This window comes from Pontibacter fetidus, assembly GCF_010119545.1.
Classification (GTDB): Bacteria; Bacteroidota; Bacteroidia; order Cytophagales; family Hymenobacteraceae; genus Pontibacter; species Pontibacter fetidus.
Map to the genome: position 1 here is coordinate 108443 of NZ_JAAEAA010000015.1, position 19413 is coordinate 127855.

General features: G+C 46.0%; 14 protein-coding genes and 1 rRNA gene. 2 read left to right on the forward strand and 13 right to left on the reverse strand.

The window, feature by feature from the left end:
- Positions 1-29: 29 nt before the first annotated feature.
- Complete coding sequence (locus GWO68_RS12590) at positions 30-2012, reverse strand: biosynthetic peptidoglycan transglycosylase (protein ID WP_162346802.1); 1983 nt, start codon at positions 2010-2012, stop codon at positions 30-32.
- Between the two features lie 279 nt (positions 2013-2291).
- Here GWO68_RS12590 and purB point away from each other — a divergent pair, with 279 nt between their 5' ends.
- Both purB and GWO68_RS12600 read left to right on the forward strand, forming a co-directional pair.
- Positions 2292-3644 (forward strand): adenylosuccinate lyase, encoded by a 1353-nt coding sequence (purB, locus tag GWO68_RS12595; protein ID WP_162346827.1) that lies wholly within the window; start codon positions 2292-2294, stop codon positions 3642-3644.
- A 93-nt stretch (positions 3645-3737) separates the two neighbouring features.
- Positions 3738-4256: a DoxX family membrane protein gene (locus GWO68_RS12600; RefSeq protein WP_235942055.1), complete on the forward strand. Its 519-nt coding sequence runs from the start codon at positions 3738-3740 to the stop codon at positions 4254-4256.
- On the opposite strand, the gene GWO68_RS12605 is transcribed toward GWO68_RS12600, so the two are convergent.
- The 12 genes from GWO68_RS12605 to rrf all read right to left on the reverse strand — a co-directional run bounded on the left by GWO68_RS12605 (position 4253) and on the right by rrf (position 19403).
- Positions 4253-5041, reverse strand: a complete 789-nt coding sequence (locus GWO68_RS12605) for an NAD(P)H-binding protein (RefSeq protein ID WP_162346804.1) — start codon at positions 5039-5041, stop codon at positions 4253-4255. The genes GWO68_RS12600 and GWO68_RS12605 overlap by 4 nt on opposite strands.
- Before the next feature lie 48 nt (positions 5042-5089).
- On the reverse strand, positions 5090-7501 hold the full coding sequence (locus GWO68_RS12610; RefSeq protein ID WP_162346805.1) for a hypothetical protein: 2412 nt from the start codon (positions 7499-7501) through the stop codon (positions 5090-5092).
- A gap of 49 nt (positions 7502-7550) precedes the next feature.
- A complete protein-coding gene (locus tag GWO68_RS12615) occupies positions 7551-8705 on the reverse strand; it encodes a DUF4249 domain-containing protein (RefSeq protein WP_162346806.1) in 1155 nt (384 codons plus the stop codon).
- 4 nt (positions 8706-8709) lie between these two features.
- A complete protein-coding gene (locus tag GWO68_RS12620) occupies positions 8710-11496 on the reverse strand; it encodes a TonB-dependent receptor (RefSeq protein ID WP_162346807.1) in 2787 nt (928 codons plus the stop codon).
- A 55-nt stretch (positions 11497-11551) separates the two neighbouring features.
- Complete coding sequence (locus GWO68_RS12625) at positions 11552-12295, reverse strand: hypothetical protein (protein ID WP_162346808.1); 744 nt, start codon at positions 12293-12295, stop codon at positions 11552-11554.
- A gap of 176 nt (positions 12296-12471) precedes the next feature.
- Positions 12472-13614: a glycosyltransferase gene (locus tag GWO68_RS12630; protein WP_162346809.1), complete on the reverse strand. Its 1143-nt coding sequence runs from the start codon at positions 13612-13614 to the stop codon at positions 12472-12474.
- Positions 13614-14588: a glycosyltransferase family 2 protein gene (locus GWO68_RS12635; protein WP_162346810.1), complete on the reverse strand. Its 975-nt coding sequence runs from the start codon at positions 14586-14588 to the stop codon at positions 13614-13616. Before GWO68_RS12635 ends, GWO68_RS12630 begins: the two co-directional genes overlap by 1 nt.
- 3 nt (positions 14589-14591) lie before the next feature.
- Positions 14592-15110 carry a DUF4199 domain-containing protein gene (locus GWO68_RS12640; protein ID WP_162346811.1) on the reverse strand — a complete coding sequence of 173 codons (519 nt, stop codon included), beginning with the start codon at positions 15108-15110 and terminating at the stop codon, positions 14592-14594.
- A 24-nt stretch (positions 15111-15134) separates the two neighbouring features.
- Positions 15135-15644 carry a DUF4199 domain-containing protein gene (locus tag GWO68_RS12645; protein WP_162346812.1) on the reverse strand — a complete coding sequence of 170 codons (510 nt, stop codon included), beginning with the start codon at positions 15642-15644 and terminating at the stop codon, positions 15135-15137.
- Between the two features lie 68 nt (positions 15645-15712).
- The gene (locus tag GWO68_RS12650; RefSeq protein ID WP_162346813.1) at positions 15713-16975 is read right to left on the reverse strand and encodes a dihydroorotase; all 1263 of its coding nucleotides are present in this window, start codon (positions 16973-16975) and stop codon (positions 15713-15715) included.
- 1 nt (position 16976) lies between these two features.
- A complete protein-coding gene (locus tag GWO68_RS12655) occupies positions 16977-18968 on the reverse strand; it encodes a BatA domain-containing protein (RefSeq protein ID WP_162346814.1) in 1992 nt (663 codons plus the stop codon).
- Positions 18969-19291: 323 nt separating this feature from the next.
- A 5S ribosomal RNA gene (gene rrf / locus GWO68_RS12660) occupies positions 19292-19403 on the reverse strand.
- Positions 19404-19413 lie beyond the last annotated feature (10 nt).

The window sequence follows — 19413 nt, forward strand, 5'->3', positions numbered from 1 at the left end:
GCCGTTTAGCTATAGTTTATAGTTTGGGTTTAAAAATCGAGCAGGTCTATGGTTTCCAGTTCAAACTCAGTTGTATCTACTTCTTCTACCTGGCTGGTGTCGTGGGCAGTTACGATCAGGTCGCGGGCCCGGCCATATAGGCGCACGTTCGGGTAAAGGTTCTCATATTCTGCCTGTGTTATCAAGCCTCTGCGGCGCATAATGCCACCAATCAATCTGTAGTAATAGCCTTTAAAGTTGCGCAGGTTGCCGTAGCTATCGAATGATGAACGGTAGCGTTTCGGGCTTGGAATGATGCTGGTCAGGAAAATAGCTTCGGCCAGGTTGAGTTCTGAAGGTTGCTTGCCAAAGTAGAACCTCGAGGCATCTTTAGCACCATATACGTTCGGTCCCCACTCAATAATGTTCAGGTAAACTTCAAACATGCGGCTTTTCGATACCAGGTCCAGGTTCTCTATCAGCCAAACGATGATGGCTTCTTCTACTTTACGGGTTACTGTTTTGTGGCGCGTCAGGAACACGTTTTTTACCAGCTGCATCGAAATAGTACTACCACCACGCACAAACTCACCCTCCTTCAGGTTGGCAATAATAGCCTGCCTAAAAGCCTCTTCATGGAAACCGTTATGACTGTAAAATCCTGCATCTTCAGCGGTAAGTATAGCATTGCGCAAATACGGCGATATGGCATTGATACGGGTAAAGAACGGGTTAGACGGCCCAACCGTAAACGTACGAACAGGCTTGCCATACTCATACACCGTGTGCACGAACGAACCGTTTATTTTCTGGATATTGGTTTTACCCCACTGCACGATCTTGAAGTCTTTGGAAGCATCCAGGTCGGAGTTAAATTTCAGATTTTCCAGGCTATCCATATTCACATGGAAGCTCATTTTATACGTCAGGTCACCCTGCGCCTTAATTCCATCCAGGTTCTCGAACAAGCCCGGCGGCAGCGACTCGAACACGTTATTGGCAGGTATCGGCTCGGTGTTTATTTTCAGGTCGATGATCTTGGAAGTAGCGTTCTGGTAAGAGGCCTGTATACTGGCTACGGCTTTGTTGATGCGTACTTCGGTCGGTTCTTCTATGGCATAAAAGTCTTTACCTATTGTTACCACATAGTCTATGGCACCCTCTTTTAAAAGCACATCTTCGGTAGCTATTTTCGGATGATTTACCACCAGGTTCTGCACTTTGGCATTGCCTTTCATGGTAAGCTTTTCTTTCTTATAAGTTTTATCCTGCAGGCTCAGGTGTAGGGTATCAAAGGTAACCGTGCCGCCAAACTTTTCTTTTACATAAGGCAGTCGTATGCCTTTGGCATCGGAGGCATAAAAACTGGCAGCTATGTTATAATCTCCCGGGTCTATGGTGCCCTGCACGCGCATGTTGTTTACCATCGAGTCCAGCCGAACAGAGAGTTGTGCGTCAATGTTGCCATCATCAATTTTCAGGAAGGGCAGCTTTACATCCATAGTGCGGTTCGGGGACACATAGGATACGTTCAGGTTCTTGAAATCCACCTGGTCGGGCACGTTATCGAAAGCAGTTTCAATCAGCCGGTTCAGTAGTTCACCATAGTTGCGGCCGCCTTTTTTGGTGGTATCTGCCGGCTCTTCTTTATCACCCTCAAGCAAGAAAGAAAAATTATTGACCTCGCCGTTTTTGCGGGCGGTAACAAAGCCGTTGGCTACTTCCAGTTTTTTAAACCCGATGCGGCCACGTAACAAAGAAGTTAAACTAACCGAGGCATGCACGCTGTCGGTAGCAAAAAGGGTATCGCGGTCATGGGGTACCATCGAAATACCGCTCAGCACCACCGAGTTCAGGTCAGTGAATTTTGCCTGTGTTATCGTAAAATCTACGGGATATTTTTTCTCAATTCTGGCCTCCACCTGTTTTATAGTGTACTCAAGCAGCTGCCCCCTGAAGATGACAACCAGTACGAAAAGTATAAGAAACAAAGACACCGCAATGCCCAGTCCAATCAATATTCTTTTTTTCAATCGATGATCCAAAATGTTCGTTGCGAATTACGCTAATAAGATTCAGTATCTAAAATATGAATACACATATTATACCCGGTAAAGGTACGTTTGCAAGTGCATTACATGTTATATCTCACCTCATACGGGGCTCTTGTGTTTTAGATATAGTTATAGTTGTATACTTGCATCGTTCTGTAAACATAACGCCAAACAGTGCTATAAATTTCGGATACTGTTGTAGTTGCGTTGGCGTACTATAGCTTTCCTGCTTATCTTTGAACAAAAACTATACCTGTGATGACCCTTACAACGCTTACTGCCATTTCGCCGGTGGACGGTCGCTACCGCCGCAATACTACTGAGTTAGCCGGTTACTTTTCTGAGTTTGGCCTGATCCGGTACCGCGTGCTGGTAGAAGTGGAATATTTTATTGCCCTCTGCGAACTGCCACTGCCGCAACTGCAGCAGGTAGATAAGAGCCTATACCCGGCCTTGCGTGCACTATATGAGCAGTTTACCGAGCAGGATGCCCTAACTATAAAAGAAACCGAAAAAACCACTAACCACGACGTTAAAGCGGTAGAGTATTTTATAAAAGATAAGTTTGATGCGTTAGGGCTCGGCCAGTACAAAGAATTTATACACTTTGGGCTTACCTCACAGGATGTAAACAACACAGCTATACCGTTATCGTTGCGCGAGGCTGATGAGCGTGTGCTGCAACCGTTATACCAGCAACTGCACCAGACCTTGGTTGAATTAGCACAGCAATGGAAAAACATACCCATGTTGGCGCACACCCACGGGCAACCGGCTTCCCCTACCCGACTGGGCAAAGAGATAATGGTATTTGCCGAGCGCCTGGTACAACAAATGGACTTACTGCGCCAGGTTCCTTTTTCGGCTAAGTTTGGCGGTGCTACCGGTAACTTTAACGCACACCACATTGCCTACCCAACTATAAACTGGCCGGAGTTTGGTAACAAGTTTGTGCAGGAAAGCCTGGGCTTGCGCCGCAGCCAGTACACCACCCAAATAGAGCATTACGATAACCTGGCTGCTTATTTTGATGGCCTGAAACGCCTGAATACGATACTGATTGATTTCTCGAGAGATGTGTGGCAGTACGTATCGATGGGCTATTTTAAGCAGAAGATTAAAGCTGGTGAAGTTGGTTCTTCTGCTATGCCGCATAAAGTAAACCCGATCGATTTCGAGAACGCTGAAGGTAACCTGGGCATCGCAAACGCCATATTGGAGCATTTATCGGCCAAGCTACCTATCTCCAGGCTGCAACGCGACCTGACCGACTCTACTGTTTTAAGAAATGTGGGTGTGCCGCTGGCGCATATTGTAATTGCTTTAAAATCGTTGGAGCGTGGCATTGGCAAACTGGAACTGAACGAAGCCGCCCTTACCCAACACCTCGAAGATAACTGGGCTGTAGTAGCAGAAGGCATCCAGACAGTATTGCGCCGTGAGGGCTACCCGCAACCTTACGAAGCCCTGAAAGCCCTGACCCGAAAAAACGAAAAGATCACCGCCCAAACCATCAGCAGCTTTATTGATACCCTGCAGGTAAGCGAAACTATAAAAACCGAACTGAAGCAGATAACGCCTTATAGTTACACAGGTGTGGATATGCTGTAAAGTATAAGCCCAAACTATAAATCAATAAACAGAATCCCTGGTCAGGTAATGGCCGGGGATTTTTTGTTGTGGCAAAACAGATTTTTGGAGCAAATGTATAGTTATTTCGTTTTGTCTCGTTTAACTATAGTTTACCTTTCGCTGACCACAGGCTTAATGGAAAAATATCTACCGTACGCTGTATTGTTTCTGAGGATTGCGCTGGCCTTTACCATCCTGGCTTTTGTAGCCGATAAACTGGGTTACCTGGGTCAGCCGGGCACTTCGGGTATACTTTGGGCCGACTGGGATATGTATATAAAGAAACTGCAGGCCGCATTGCCCTATATCCCCAAGGGCATCTCTGAAAAACTGGCTATAGCTGCCACCCTCCTGGAAACTATACTTGCCCTGATGCTACTATTTGGAGTAAAGGTGCGTTGGGCTGCCATTGGTACCGGAATTTATACTTTGCTGCTGGCGATAGTGGTAGGATATGCTATAAGTGTAATAGCTGTTTTAAACTATGGTTTGCTGGCAGTTAGTGCCGCCGCTTTTCTGCTTGCCTGCTGCCCCATCTATAAATTTACACGGCACGGCATAAAAAAACGCAGCACCTACCATCCCTATTAAACGGGCATCGCCTCCGCCTTCAGGTCGTGCTTCAGGAAATAGGCTAAGGTAAACTGTTCATCAGCTAAAGTATAGCTTGCCAGCCGGGGTTCCACTTCAAAATCGCCTTCGTTAAAGGGTTTGTAAAAATGCACATTCTCATCTGAATATGGTAGTTGCCTATAGTTTACACCCGCTGCCGCTGCCAGTTCCGCCATACTATAATCCTGATTGCCTGTTAAAGCCTGCACCTGTTTTCCGGTAAAATCCTGCTGCAACAAATGTGCGGCTGCCACATGCGCCACTTCATACGACGAGACATAAGGCAGTTTCAGGTCCGGAGCGTAAGGTGTGTGCAGTCCCCAGTTCAGGTTCTCGAAAAAGTTACCGCAACGCAGGTGCAGCATATGTTGTTCTAGGTAGTAATTCAGTTCAGCTTCCAGGGCAACCAGGCGTGTGGCTTGCCCGGCTTTTTTAATAATACTGTTACTGATATTAACGATGTGTGTAACCGGAGTATCTTTCAGCAGCCGCGCCAACCGGGCAGCTGTAGCGTTCAGGTCGCTAAACGCACTGTCGGGTACGGTCAGAAACAGGCTGCTGGCTTTGCGCAGTGCTTCTTTCAGAAAAGTGTCGTCGTTAAAATCACCAAGCCAAAGTTCTGCTTTTCCTTCAAAACGCTTCAGATTTTCGGGGTTGCGGCCTACTACACCTACCGTTACTTCTTGTGCAAGCAGGCGGTCTGCAATTTTGCCACCTATGTTACCACCGGCACCTAAAATTAAAATGTAATTCTGCTTTTCCATAGTTTATGAGGGCGTAATGTAATTTCTGCAATTTCTCTAAAAAACAAACTATAGCGGCTGGCCTACTTTAAAGGTAAGTACCTTGCTGCCAGCCTGGCCACTTGCCGTTAACCCTTGTATAAATACCAGGTAAGTACCGGGTTGGTCTGAAGTATAAAAGGAGGAAGTTGCTGTAGTTCCGGTTTTTACTTTCAGGTCTGGAGCCCAATGCAACAGGTTTCTGAGATCTGCCAAACGGCTTTGCTTCTGGGTGTCGGTGTCGTATGCCGGGGCATAAAACTCTCGCTGCAGCTGTAAACCTTCATATTCCTGCATCAGGGCGCGTGGGTCCAGTTCAAAACCGCCCAGGTCACCTTTGTAGGTGGTATAACTTACAACCCCTTCGTATAGCTGCTGCCCGGTAAAGAATCTGCTGGCTATCACTTCCAGTTTGTTCACCTTAAGCGGATTGAAAGCCATGATCTTGTTGACATTGAAAACAGGCACGCCATCCAGCAATACCAGCGGTTGCTCCTCAAATATAGTTTTGTATGGCCTGTTAACTACCATAAAATAGAAATTACGCTTACGCAGCCGCACTACTACGCCCGGCACATACTCGCGCATTACTTCCTCCATTACCTTAAAGCGCTTATAGTCGTCCAGGTAATATTGCTCTGTTGCATGCCCGTAAAACGAAATACTATCGATGCCGGCTGCAGCAAACCGGTTGGTGTACTGGCCAAAGTACGCCTGCTGCACCTGGCTTTGCACATGGCGCAGGGTCAGGTCCTGGTATAGTTTATCGGAGAGTTTGAAAGCAGGCAGCTGACGAGCAGCAAACTTATCTGAAAAGGGGCTGAATAATTTAAAGTGGTAGGTGCTGTCTTTTGTGAAATCGCTTTGCACTACAATCTCTTTCTGCCCGAAATAATCCTTTACTTCATACCTGATCAGGCCGTTGGTATCGCTTTGCGAGCTGTATAACCGGATGTGCTTGCTAGGCGATGCCAGATAGGTCATTATGCCGGGGGCTGGTGCGCCTGTACTTTTACTGGTTACCTGCCCGGTTATCCAATGCCCGCCAAACTCAGGGGCAAAACTATAGGTAGCGGGTGTTTTGTCCAGGATATCTTCCCATTTAAAACGACTCCAGCCATGGGTCAGCATCAGGTTATCTATCGCCTGGCTATCTGTTGCGCCGGCAGCCGAAAAGTAGTAGCCCGGGTTTTCTATAGTTCCTTTCAGGTCAGATGTCAGCCAAAGGTAACTTTCTATGCTGTTGGCAACCGTGGCCTGCAACGAGTCCAGTCGGTATACAGCCATCGAAAGGTTAGCAGCCGTATTGTTTTCCGGACCGGCCTGGGCAGTAATATCTAACGCTACTTTTTCGCGGGTTGTATAGTGTTGCTTGTCAGTGGCCAGATTTAGGTGCAGCAGTTGGGTAGGCTGCTTAAAGTATAACCGTTCGCTTACAGGCTTTTTATCCGCGTTAAATACTGTAAAGTGGGTAATTCCGTCTGCCAGCGCATTTTTATCTACCAGAAAAGTAGCAGCACCCTGGTTTATAGTTGCCGTTTCCGATACTGCGATCATTTGCCGGGTATGGCCAAGCAGGTATAGTTGTGCTGCCTGCTGCCCGGTTTGGCTTACGGTTATTTTAAGTTGGTTATTGACTTCTTCCTGCAGGTTTAACGCATTGCCCTGGTCGTAAACTTTGGGCAGCGGTTGTTCAAATTTCTGCCCGTTGGGTAAAGTAACTATAGCGGTATAGGCCATTCCTGCCTCAGGCGTAAAAGTAACATGTCCTATCCCGAATCTGTAAGGGGCTATATCGGCTATTTTCTTGCCTTTTGCGTCTCTTATCTCTCCTTTATAAGCAATGCCTTTACCGGTTCGTTTGTCTGTTGTTTTAAACGCCACTTTGTTGGATACACCGGCTACTATGTTCCCTCCTTCCGGAAAAAACTGTATTGCGTAGGCAGGTAAAGTTGGTGTTGAGGACATGGCAGGGGTCTGGAACGTGTTAACTATAGTTACAGGCTGCTCAAAGTAAAATTCTGGACCAAAGTTGCGCATCCAGGTGGTATATGCCCTTACTGTATAGTTGCCCGAACCAAGTGTAGCCGGAAGTATAAAAGAGCCGTTACCCGACCCCTCATTTAAAGCTATTTTGCCCTGCAATACCGGTTTCTGAGCTTCATCCAATACCTCAACATAGCCAATTCTGCTAATGGCCAGGGGGTTGTGCACGGTGCCATCAACAGCATACATTTTAAACCACATGGTTTCGCCGCAGGTATAAACAGGCCGGTCCAGGTGCAGGAATATTTTTTCCTGCAATGCCTTTTTACGGTACTGGTCAAAATCCTGGGCTATGGTTTTGAAGGTAGCATTCTGGGCAAGTGCCCCGCCGGCGCCAAACCCTGTAAAGCAACTGCATACTAGCAGCAGTTTAAACACCAGGCCAGATCGTAACATGCTATAGTTGGTGGTGCGCACGCTTGTTTCTTGTTTACAATAAAGCATCTTATTCCCAGAAATAAGGTTTAACATTGGTGCCCATGGTTCTGCAATCCACACAGGATTTTGGCGCGTAGGTATAGCCTACCGGCGAGACTCCACCATCCAAGTATACTTCATTAACGGGCATCATACTGCCATTTCCAAAAAAATCGCTAACACTGTTCTCTGATAGCAGCATTGTATCGGCGAAACACGAGGGCGCATTATAATGCCATTCCCTCGGCAATTCCCGCCTGTCAATAAAAGCGCGTTTTTCTGTTACCGTTGATGCAGAAATAAACCCGATCACGGGCTCATCGGGGTTGGTCAGACAACGGATGTTACCTGTAAGCTGCGACGGAAGCGGGTCGAAAAGTGTACCAATGTTTTCGGTGTTCTTTTTCAGAATCTCCCAATACTCGTAAGCCTGTTTAGTTAGGGCATATTGCTTTACCAGCACGCTATACTTAACAGAAAGTTTCTCGGACCCGGCTGGTATAGTGGTCAGTTTATAGTTGCTGATCACATCCTGGCTTAGTTTTACAGAAGTACCATACTCAATGGTATTCGATTTCTCAGATTTCCAGCAGTTGTAGATGATCGGGTCGTCTCCTTCGCGCGGCACAACCGCCCCATTCTCATATTTAAGGGCTGTAAAAAGTGGGGACCGGAATTGCCAGGTGTACTCAAACTGCCAGCGGTAATAGCGCGTTTTGTTGCTTGGGTCGTGGGTACTAACGTATAGTTGTACTTCCTCATCAAGCGGTGCCCAGGTTATCGCATCTATCTCCGGCGATCTCTTTACTTGTATAAAATCAGAAGCATATTCCTTGTTATCATTTGTCCGGATAAACAGGCGGTAGTTGGTTGCATCGTTCAGGTTCAGGTTTTGTACCTGGTAGGTGCCCTGCGGGTAAATTTCCTCCAGCCTGAAGCTTTCGCCGTTTTCAGCTTCTATCATAACGATAGCTCCGCTCTCAGGGGGCGGTGCCATGTGGTCGTTCAGGTTTTGGGTGCGTACTAACTGTATGTTGGTAGTGCCGTTCGCGTTTATAAATCCGTTTACTACTAAATAGGTGTTCGGGGCATCCATTACCTCCGGGAAGTAGGGCTCCACACAACTGCTAACCAACAGCATCAACAACCAGCCAAGTGTATTTTTCCAACGTTGCGATCTCATGGGCTTAAAACTTAAAGTTATAGGTAATAGTAGGGATAGGCTGCCCGAAAACAGACATTTTATACCCCTTGATCTTACCATTCTCTGATTTGAAATAGATAGAATATGGGTTTTTGCGGCCCGTCAGGTTATAAACGGCCAGTGTCCAGGAGCTATGGGCCAGCTTGTTTACCTTATGGTTGCCCTCCATATTAAAGGCAAAATCTACGCGGTAATAGTCTGGTATGCGGTACTGGTTTCTGTCTGAATATACAATGCGTTGCGCGCCGCCATCGTAATACTTGGCCAATGGCAGCGTAATAGGCCGGCCGGTGCTATAGGTAAAGTTTAACGATGAACTGAAGCGCTGGCTGAACCTATAGTTGCTGATCATGGTAAAATCGTGCGGCTTATCGTAGTTGCTCGGGTAATATTCGCCCCTGTTGATGATCTCAGAAGTGGTAGCATCGTTTATGCGTACCAGCGTGCGGGAATACGTATAGCTTACCCAGCCATTTATTTTGCCAGTGGCTTTTTTCAGCATCAGCTCCACCCCGTAAGCTTTACCTTCGGCGTTGGCTACATCGGTCTCAATGTGGTGGTTCATAATAATAGATGCGCCGCTCCTGTAATCCAGGAAGTCCTTCATCCATTTATAGTAACTTTCCGCCGAAAACTCGATCGTATTATTTCTGAAGTTGCGGTAATAACCAAAGGCTACCTGGTCGCCTATCTGCGGTCTAATGTTGCTGTCGCTCAGTTTCCAGGTGTCGGTAGGCGACATAGAGGCCGTGTTTGATAGCATGTGCAGGTACTGGCGTTGCCTGTTGTAACTAACCTTAACCGAAGAATTATCTGTTAGCCCATATCTTGCTGAAAACCGGAACTCGGGGCCGTGGTAGGTAGCTATACTTTTGCCTGCCCCATAAGCCACCGTATCAATTATAGTTCCTTCGGTTTTAGGTACACCCGGCGCATACCTGAACACATCGCGGGCGCCCAGGGCATTAAAGAAACTATAGCGCAACCCAAACGACAACGACAGACGTGCACTGATATCATACCGGTCAGCCACATACACGGCGGCTTCCATAGCTTTCTCGCGCTGCAGTTTGTCCGCTATAATCAACGACTCAGCGCTGTGCGGGGTAACGCTTCCCGGCTCGGTCTGGTAAAGTATAGCGCTGGCGCCAAAATCCAGGGTGTGCTGGGCATTCGGGAAGTAGTTAAAATCAACCTGGGCATTGCTCTGATCAATGCCAAAGGCCAGCGTGGCAGCATTTACTGCATTTTCTTCGTTCGAGATGTCGTAGCTGTAATGGCTGTGCGTACCGGTAACTACGCTGTACAGTTTGTTATGGAAAATGTGCTTCCACTTTATGCTGGCGTTCTGGTTTTTAAACCTATACAGGGTGTCAGCGGCCAGCTTAAACCTGTCTTTGCTGAGGTAGCCGGTCAGGTACAAGCTGTTTTTGCTGTCTATTTCGTGGCTGAGGTGGGCGTTTATGTCGTAAAAAGAGGCTTCGCTTTTATTAAATGATTTGTTGGGTATCTGTTTCAGAAGCCAGTCAGAGTAGGTGGTGCGGCCACCAACCAGTAGCGAAGTTTTGTCTTTAATGATCGGGCCTTCCAGGGTTAGCCTGCTGGTAAGTAACCCAATACCACCCGAGCCTGAAAACTGTTTTTTATTACCGTCCCGGGTAGTTACCTCCAGCACCGACGAAAGGCGTCCGCCATACCTGGCAGGTATCGCACTTTTATATAATTCCACCGACTTTACTACATCGGGGTTAAAAGCCGAGAAAAAGCCAAACAAATGCGATGGGTTATAAATGGTAGCATCATTCAGCAGGATCAGGTTCTGGTCCGTAGAGCCGCCGCGCACGTTCATGCCGGTGCTGCCCTCTCCTACTGATTTTACACCCGGCAAGGTAAGCACAACGCGCATTATATCGGTTTCGCCGAAGGCAGTAGGTACCTGTTTTATAGTTCTGATGTCCAGGCGCTCCATACCCATCTGCAAGCCAGAAACGTTGCGGTCTTTTTCGGCTTCTACCAAAACTTCTTTCAGGGCTCTTACATCTTCTTCCAGTTCAATATCCAGTTTGCCGTCACCGTTAAGCAGTACCTGCCTTCTGGCATTTTTCAAGCCTATTCCTTTTATCCTGAGCTCATGGCGACCCAATGGCAACGTTAACGAGTAGTACCCATACTGGTCTGAAGCCGTGCCTATAGTTGGCGACTCAATGTAAATGTATGCCCCGATAATGGGCTCGCCTGTTTTAGCTTCGCGCAGTGTGCCAGCCAGGTTAGCCATGCCCGGTTTGCTTACATTACCAGCGGTGCCAATCTCGTATAGTTTTACTTCCGAAACCGCTTTCTTTTTTACCGGTTCCTGAGCCAGGTAGCGCTCTTGTGTTGGTTGGGTTGGGTTCTGTTTTGCACCACTGTTGCCGTCCAGGAAAAAGCCTTCCGGCAAATGCGCCATTATCGCTTTATCTTTTGTAATAAAAACCTGCTTTTGTGCACTAATAGCAAAGCGGAGACCGGTGCCTTGCAAGGCCTGTTCCAAAACCTGGCTTAGCGGGCTACCATTAACCTGCACATCTATAGTTAAGCTGTCTGTAGTTGCGGGGTCGTAATAAAAAGTATAGGGCACCTTGCTTTCCAGTTCCCGGATAAATTGCGGGAAAGGCATTTGTTGATACGTACCTGTTATGAGCGGCTCATTAACTTGCTGCGCCCTACCGGAAACTATGGTTCCGAGGAAAAGCAGGAGCGTAAGCACAGTGCTTTGGTAAAAAGTAGACATAAAACTATAGGCGGCTTGTGTACAGTTATAAGGTAAGGATATCAGGCCGGATGGCTTATTTTTTGAGCGTATCGTATAGTTGCGCTAACTTTACAATAGAAGCTTCGCGGTTTTTCCTGAACTTTAAATTATTGGTTCGTGCAAACCTGTTCAGTTCTTTTTTCTGGTCTTGCAGCACTTTCAGCATGGTGCTTTTTCTGGTTACAGGGTAATAAATGCCATCTTTCCAGATGTAAAATTTGTCTACCGTAAGATACTCGCCTTCCATCCCATTTATAGTTGCCCGTTCCTGCTGCTCTTTTTTGCGCCGTGCCAGCACCTTCACGCTTCCCTTGTAACAAAGGTCATAGTAGCCCGGGGGCATGTCTGTTCCTGCCACGCTGTCTGCGGTCAGGTTTATAAATGTATGGCCGTCTGTTACAAAAGCACCTGTTTTCTCTTTTATCAGTTTCTGAAAGTACCCGGTTCCCTGGTGTATTGTCACTACCTCATCCAGCACTACATCGTAAAGTAAGGGCACATCGGTAAACCAGGTGCCATCATAAAAAACAGCACTCTTGCGCAACAATTTCTCATTAAAAAACTGGTGCCCGGTCATGTAATGCTTGGCAGGCGAATAATACTCTGGACCGGTATATAAGTGTGCCTGCAAGCCAACAGCGATCCGGTAACGCTGAACAGCATCGTTTATGGAGTGCTCCAGGAAAGTAGTATCCTGCTGAGTGCGCTGACTAAAGGCTATGGAAGGCAGTAAAAAAAGTAAAAAAAATGCGGGATAGGATAGTAGATCCTTTCTCATTATAAGTTGATTAGCACGATAACTGGATTTTAAACTAAATATAGGAGTTACTACATGTTTAAACAAACTTAACTCCCTTATTAATTTGCCGATACCTGAAAACGCTACCTGAAAGTAAAGCTATAGTTGAATTTGGGAAGGGGCTACCCCTGAGGAGAAATAGGCAAAAAGAAAAATCAGACTTTAGTAGCAAGCTGTAGTATTTCGTGCACAAAATGCTTCCAGCTGAAGCGTTGCTTATAGTTTGCAATGGCCTCCCTAAACGTTTCTGCCTTCCCGGAACTATAAAAATCGAGGATGGCACTGGCTATAGTTTCGGGTTCAGGATTTACGACATACCCAACCTCACCGTCGGGTACTAGCTCGGCGAGGCCACCTACATTGGTTACTACCATAGGTTTGTTAAAATGATAGGCAACCTGTGTTACGCCGCTTTGGGTAGCATGCTTATAAGGCTGCACCACCAGGTCAGCGGCACAAAAGTAATGGCGCACTTCGGCGTTAGGTATAAAATCGGTGCGGAGTATAAGTTGGTCCTGCAAACTATTGCTTTCGATCAGCTTTCGGTAAGGTGCGGCATCTTCATAAAACTCACCTGCAACTATAAGCTTTATATCTTTCCTGCTTTGCAAACGGGCATCGGCCATAGCTTGTAACAACAGATCGAGTCCTTTGTAAGCTCGGATGAACCCAAAAAACAGCAGGTAACTATAGTTTGGGTCAAGGCCTAAGGCAGCGCAAGCTTCGGCTTTAGTTTCTATCGCGCCAAAATTATCATAAAGCGGGTGCGCCAGGTATAGGTTTGGCTTGGTGGGTTCAAAGTATTGCAGCTCCTGCTGCACAGAGCGCGACATCGTTACAAAACCATGACAGGAACGCAGGAAATATTTCGTAAACGGTACATCGCCAGGGCGTTTTTCGTGGGGCACCACATTGTCGGTTATGGCCAGTATGCGGCTATAGTTGTTGCTGCGGATGATACGGGCTATAGTACCCAACGCCGGCCCCATAAATGGCAGCCAGTACCGGAAAATAACCAGATCAGGCTTTTGCTTGCGGATATAGTTGCCGGTTTTTAGCCAGCTAATCGGGTTTACTGAATTGATAAGAACTTTAATGCGAAGCCCCTCCGGTGCCGGTTCATCAGAATACTGGCTTTTACCCGGAAACAGAAACGAAGGATACTGCAAACTAAACGTTACGATCTCTACTTCATCCCCATTCTCCTGGAAAGCCCGCGCCAGGCGCTCGTTAAACGTAGCCATGCCGCCACCACGCAAGGGGTGCGCCGGACCAACTATAACGACTTTCCTCGCCATTAAGCTTTTACTGAACCTACCCGGTCGCGCACCAAGTATTCGTTCTTCTTGTTGGATGACATCGACACCATTTCGGCCAGGAAACCTGCCAGAAACAGCTGCACACCCAAAATAACGGCCACCAATGCCAGGAAAAACAAGGGCTGATCTACCACGTCGCGGGCACGACCATCTGCGTATAGTTTAAACAGTTTCTGCACGATAAGCCAAACCGTAATGCCCAAACCAACTAAAAACATCAATGTGCCCATGGTACCAAAAAAGTGCATCGGGCGTTTTTTAAACCGGCTTACAAACGTTATCGAAAGCAGATCAAGGAAACCATACACAAAGCGCTCCAGGCCAAATTTGGTAGTACCATACTTGCGTTCCTGGTGCTTTACAACCTTTTCGCCGATTTTGGTAAAACCATTCCACTTGGCAATAACCGGAATGTAGCGGTGCATTTCGCCGTGTACTTCTATCGTTTTAACCACCAGTTGGCGGTACGCTTTAAGGCCACAGTTAAAATCGTGCAGCTGTATACCCGATAGTTTGCGGGTGGCTGCATTAAACAGTTTGGTAGGGATGGTTTTGCTCAGCGGGTCAAAGCGTTTCTGTTTCCAGCCGCTTACCAGGTCGTACTTCTGGTGTTTGATCATGTCGTACAGCGCCGGAATTTCTTCGGGGCTGTCCTGCAGGTCGGCATCCATAGTAATAACCACTTCACCGGCACAGCGCTCAAAGCCCATGTGCAGTGCAGCCGATTTGCCATAGTTACGGTTAAAGCTAATGCCTTTTACAGTGTTGTCTTCGGCGCTCAGCTCTTCTATAACTTCCCACGAACGGTCGGTGCTACCGTCATCCACCAGTATAATCTCATAAGAAAACTCGTGCGTATGCATCACACGCTTGATCCAACGCACGAGTTCTGGCAGCGATTCTTCCTCGTTATAGAGCGGAACTACTACCGAAATATCATAAGGGTATTGCATTTTTTATTCGAACTCCGGCCTGTTATTTTTCATGATGGCAGAGATGATCAAAGATAATAGAAATCCAACTACAACTGCACCTACCAGGCCACCAAAAATCATGGCTAACGGCCCCTGGAAGTTTTCAGCCATGGCCATACCGGCATCCACCTGCTCATCAGTCATACCCTGGTCCAGCATTACTTCGCGCTGCTTCTCCATCATACGGCCCATGTACTCGGCATCTACAAAAGAAGTATAGATCCACATGAAAAGGCCAGACAGCAACCCGAATACAGCTGATACCAACGTACCAATGCCTAGGCCCTGCCCATACGACATATATCCGTAATTGATGGATTTATACTGTTTCATGGCCAGCACTATACCAATAATCAGGATCAGGTATGCTAAGCTGGAGAGCAAGCGGTTGTCGCCCATATCAGCCACCATTATAATCAAAGAATAAACAATACCAGCCAGCGCTGTTATAAAGCCATACTTTAAAGCTACTGAGGTTACGGATGGTTGAGGTTCAGTCATGGTTTCTATAGTTTTAGGTTAGAGTTATTTACGGTAAAAAACTGCTGCAATCAGCGCAAAAACCAACCCTCCTAAAAATCTCCTCACAAAATCATCGGCTGCCAGCATAGATGGCGTTATAGAATCAAGGGCTTTATAACCCTGCTCAAACATTTCTTTGCCCAATAGTTTTATCTGCTCCTCGCGGGTTGCATCCAGAACTGCTTTCATCTCCTTTACATGTTGTTGCAACAGCTCAGGACCTACTAAAAAGGTAAATATAAAAACCAGCATAGAAGCACAAAGTGCAGCATAAAACGATACCGAAGTACCTACCCTTAAGCCTCTCAAAAAGCCTATTTCGGTATCGTTAAATTTTTTATAGTACCGAATGCCCATAAAAATAGCAAACGGGATGGGTATGAAACTATAGCGCCCATAGTCGCCGAACGGGTTAAGCCCCATAAAGTATAGCAGTAACACAATTGCAAAACATGCAACCCCACCTGTTACGCCATAGCGTATGCCCACTCTTGTTATCGCTTGATTAAACATGTATGGTAAATGATATTACAGGAGCTATAGTTAGCAACTGTAATATAGTTATAATTTTATAAATAAGATTAATTTAACACCAGCTGCCCTTTGTGCACAATTCCGATCACTTTGCCGGTTAGCTGTTTGCCAAAGAAGGGACTGTTCACGCCTTTCGAATTTTTACTTTTCTCCTCTACTGTCCATACCTGCTCTGGATCGAACAAGGTAAGATTGGCTACTTCGCCGATGGCAAACTGGGGCTGCGGCAACTGTAGTATAGTGCGTGGTGCTATCGTCAGTTTTTCTATGATCGTTTCTAACGGTACCACATCGGTTAAGGTGGTATTGGCTACTGCAAAGGCGGTTTCCAGGTTTATGATGCCAAATTCTGCCAGGTCAAATTCCAGCTTCTTGGCCTCGGTATCGTGTGGTTGGTGCCCCGAAACGATAGTATCTATCGTTCCGTCAACAAGACCTTGCTTTATAGCTTCAGCATCGGCAGCACTCCGGAAAGGAGGGTTTACTTTATAGTTGGTATCAAAAGGCAGGATAGTTTCGTCGGTAAACGTAGCCTGGTAACTGGCAACATCGCAGGTTACCTGCAGCCCATCAGCTTTCGCTTTTCGTATACTTTCGATGGCAGCTTTTGTAGAGATTAACGAGAAATGAAGTTTGCCACCGGTGTAAGCCAGTAACTGCAAGTCGCGTGCAACTATAGTTTCTTCAGCCAGGGCAGGCAAGCCTTTCAACCCAAGTGTTGTACTTACTATACCTTCGTGCATCTGCCCAAATGCGGTAAGACGTGTATTTTCTGGCCTGTTTAGTAGCAAGCCATCAAACAACTGCAGGTATTGCAAGGCTTTTACCATTACCTCGGCTCCCTGTATCGGGTGCGTACCATCTGTAAATGCAACTGCTCCGGCATGCTTCAGGTCTATCATTTCAGTTAGCTCCTTGCCTTCAGCATCTATAGTTACCGCCGCGGTGGGGTGCAAGGTTACCGGTAAAGTTACTGTCCTGTTTTTTACATAAGTTACAGCTCCTTTGGTTTGCACTACGGGCTCAACATTTGGCAGGCACAACACTTCGGTAAAACCACCGGCAGCGGCAGCCAGGGCCATACTTTGCAAATCTTCTTTGTGCTCCAGGCCTGGTTCGCCGGTTACTGCAAACATATCCACCCAACCTGCAGATACACATAAATGCGATGCTTCTATCGTTTGGTCTGCCTCCTTTTCGTCAGTACCAATATAGGTTATCTTGCCTTGTTCTATTAAAATATTAAGGCGCTGCAGGTGAAACTCAGATTGAGGATGATAGATGGTAGCGGCTCTTAGGAAAATGTTCATGTCAGAGAAGTCTAATAAGGGCAATTTCGGCCATCAGGAAAAACAGACACAATATTAGACAATATTTCCAAAGCTTCACTCCAAAATATCTTTTTTCAAATTCATTCTTTACCGATAAGGCATCGCCATAGTCGTACACATGTATATTTTTTTTGTCCGGCCCTACCATACTACGCAGCTCGTCCGGGGTATACTGGTCAAGTACAGATTCGCGGTTATCGTAATTAAAGGCTATAGTTCCGGCAGTTTCGCCATCTAAGGTAAGAGCGTAAATACCAGCCTCATTCAGGTCAGCCGGCATAGTTACGAACAAACTGCCCCCACGTAATTGTTGCTCAGGTATAAACGAAAGGCTGTCTTTTTCGAGTTTGTAGATGCCCTCTCCCTTCGCAGTTTTAGCTTCCGGCAATTTTATAGTTGATGCACTTAAGGTATAAGCCAACTGCTGCTCCTGCTTATAACCGCTTAGCGCAACTTTATACATTACAGGCAACAACAAAGCATGGTTAACCAAAGTGTTGTAATCCTCATGCAGCGGCGCGCTCATCAGGTAAACTTTGCCCGCTCCTTTGTCAAATCTTGATAGAAAAGATGCGCCTCCCCTATACTTTAAAATATCTTCTGAAGCCCTCGACCAGCTTAAACTACGGCTAGCAGAAGGCATCTGCATTTTACGGTCATAGTCAGCAAAAATACCTTTAAAAAAAGGGTTATCAGCTGCTGGTACCAACAGATCTGTTTTGCTTGCAGAAGCATTCGTTAACCTGGCATTAATTCCAATCGAGTTAAACAAAGAACTATAGCTAATCGCATCACCTGCTATGGGTGGTGAGATAAATACTGTTCCGCCAGTTTTTATATAGTTAGAAAGAGTGGTGGCCAAAGCAGCAGAAGCCTCTGTTAACCCATTAAGTATTACCAGATCTGCATCGTTTAAACGGGCATAATTCACAGCACCCGACGTGTAAGAAGTGATCTTAAAAAAAGATTCCTTTGTGAATAAACTCTCCAAACCCAAAGTCTTCCCGTCATTTACCTCTATCACTTTTAATTCCCTGGATGGCTTTAAAATAAAATAATAGGTGTTATCAAATTCAACGGGGTAATCATCTATAGTTATGTAAGCTGGAACTGCCTGGTTGCCGGGCACCCTGAAATTAATAATTGCCTCCATCCCTTTACTGGCAGGAATGTCAATACTCAGTGCAGCTACCTGCTCCTCCTTTATAATCAGTTTCAAGGGAAGGTCGTCAACAGCATCCTTTCCTGTATTATAAAGTTTTACGTGTAAGGTACTTTCACCACCTGGCCTTATAAAAGCATCCTCCAGGTACACCGTATCGATATAAATATTAGCCGTATTTTCCGGTTGTAAAGGAATTAAATGAACTTGAGTAGTAGAGCTAATCTTATTTAACAGAGAAGGTTTAAAGCTAGTCCGCTGAAAATCAGATAGCAGAAACGTATGGCCCGAAACTGAAGCAGATAAAGTATTAGTAGGTATCGAACTGAAAGCTACATTATCTAAAGCCGCTCTGGCATCTGAAGCACTCGGAAATCTGGTGTTAGAAACATTTGAATTCTGAACGATGGAAAAGACGGAGGCAGGTGGAAAAAAATCAAATATTTGCTTGGCTTTATCTACTGCAAAAGTCAACAGAGAAACATCCTTATCAGCCTGAACATTCTGCATACTATAGGAGTTGTCCAGCATAATGGTCACATCTTTCTCAGAGCTAGTAGCCGAAGAAGTACCTGGTAGAAAGGGTTGAGCAAAAGCAAGCACTAAAAAAATGACTGCTAGTATTCTGCAGATGAGAATCAGTAGCTCTTTAATTTTGCGCTGATTAGCCGTAACCTCCTGAGAAGCCTTGATGAAGCGTACGTTACTAAACTCGATTCGCTTGGCTCTCCGCAACTGTACCAAATGCAGAATTATAGGAATAACTATAGCAGTTAAAGCAAAAAGGAACAAAGGATGAAGAAAGGCCATAAATCAAGTTAATCAGTAATTACCAAACTAACAACGGTAGAATACCACACAAGTACGCAACAGGCCTTAAAAGGTAATATTGGATTAAGAAAATAGCATATTAGGGCAATTAGATAGGAAACTATAGTTTATCAAAGTAACACTTAACTATAGTTATGCAAAGACAGGAATAAAGAAGCATAAATAGAAACTATATTGAGGGCATGCTATAAGATAGATTGAATATACTATTTACATATAATAAGTCTCCCCTTGTCTATTCCTCCCCTTCCTCAAACGCAAGAATCCCCTGCCTTTTGCGAGACAGGGGATTCAAGGTATAGGGTTGGCGGCCACCTACTCTCCCAGTTGTGACACCAGTACCATCGGCGCGTCCGGGCTTAACTTCTCTGTTCGGGATGGGAAGAGGTGCTCACCGGAGCCATAGCCACCATTATTTTTACAC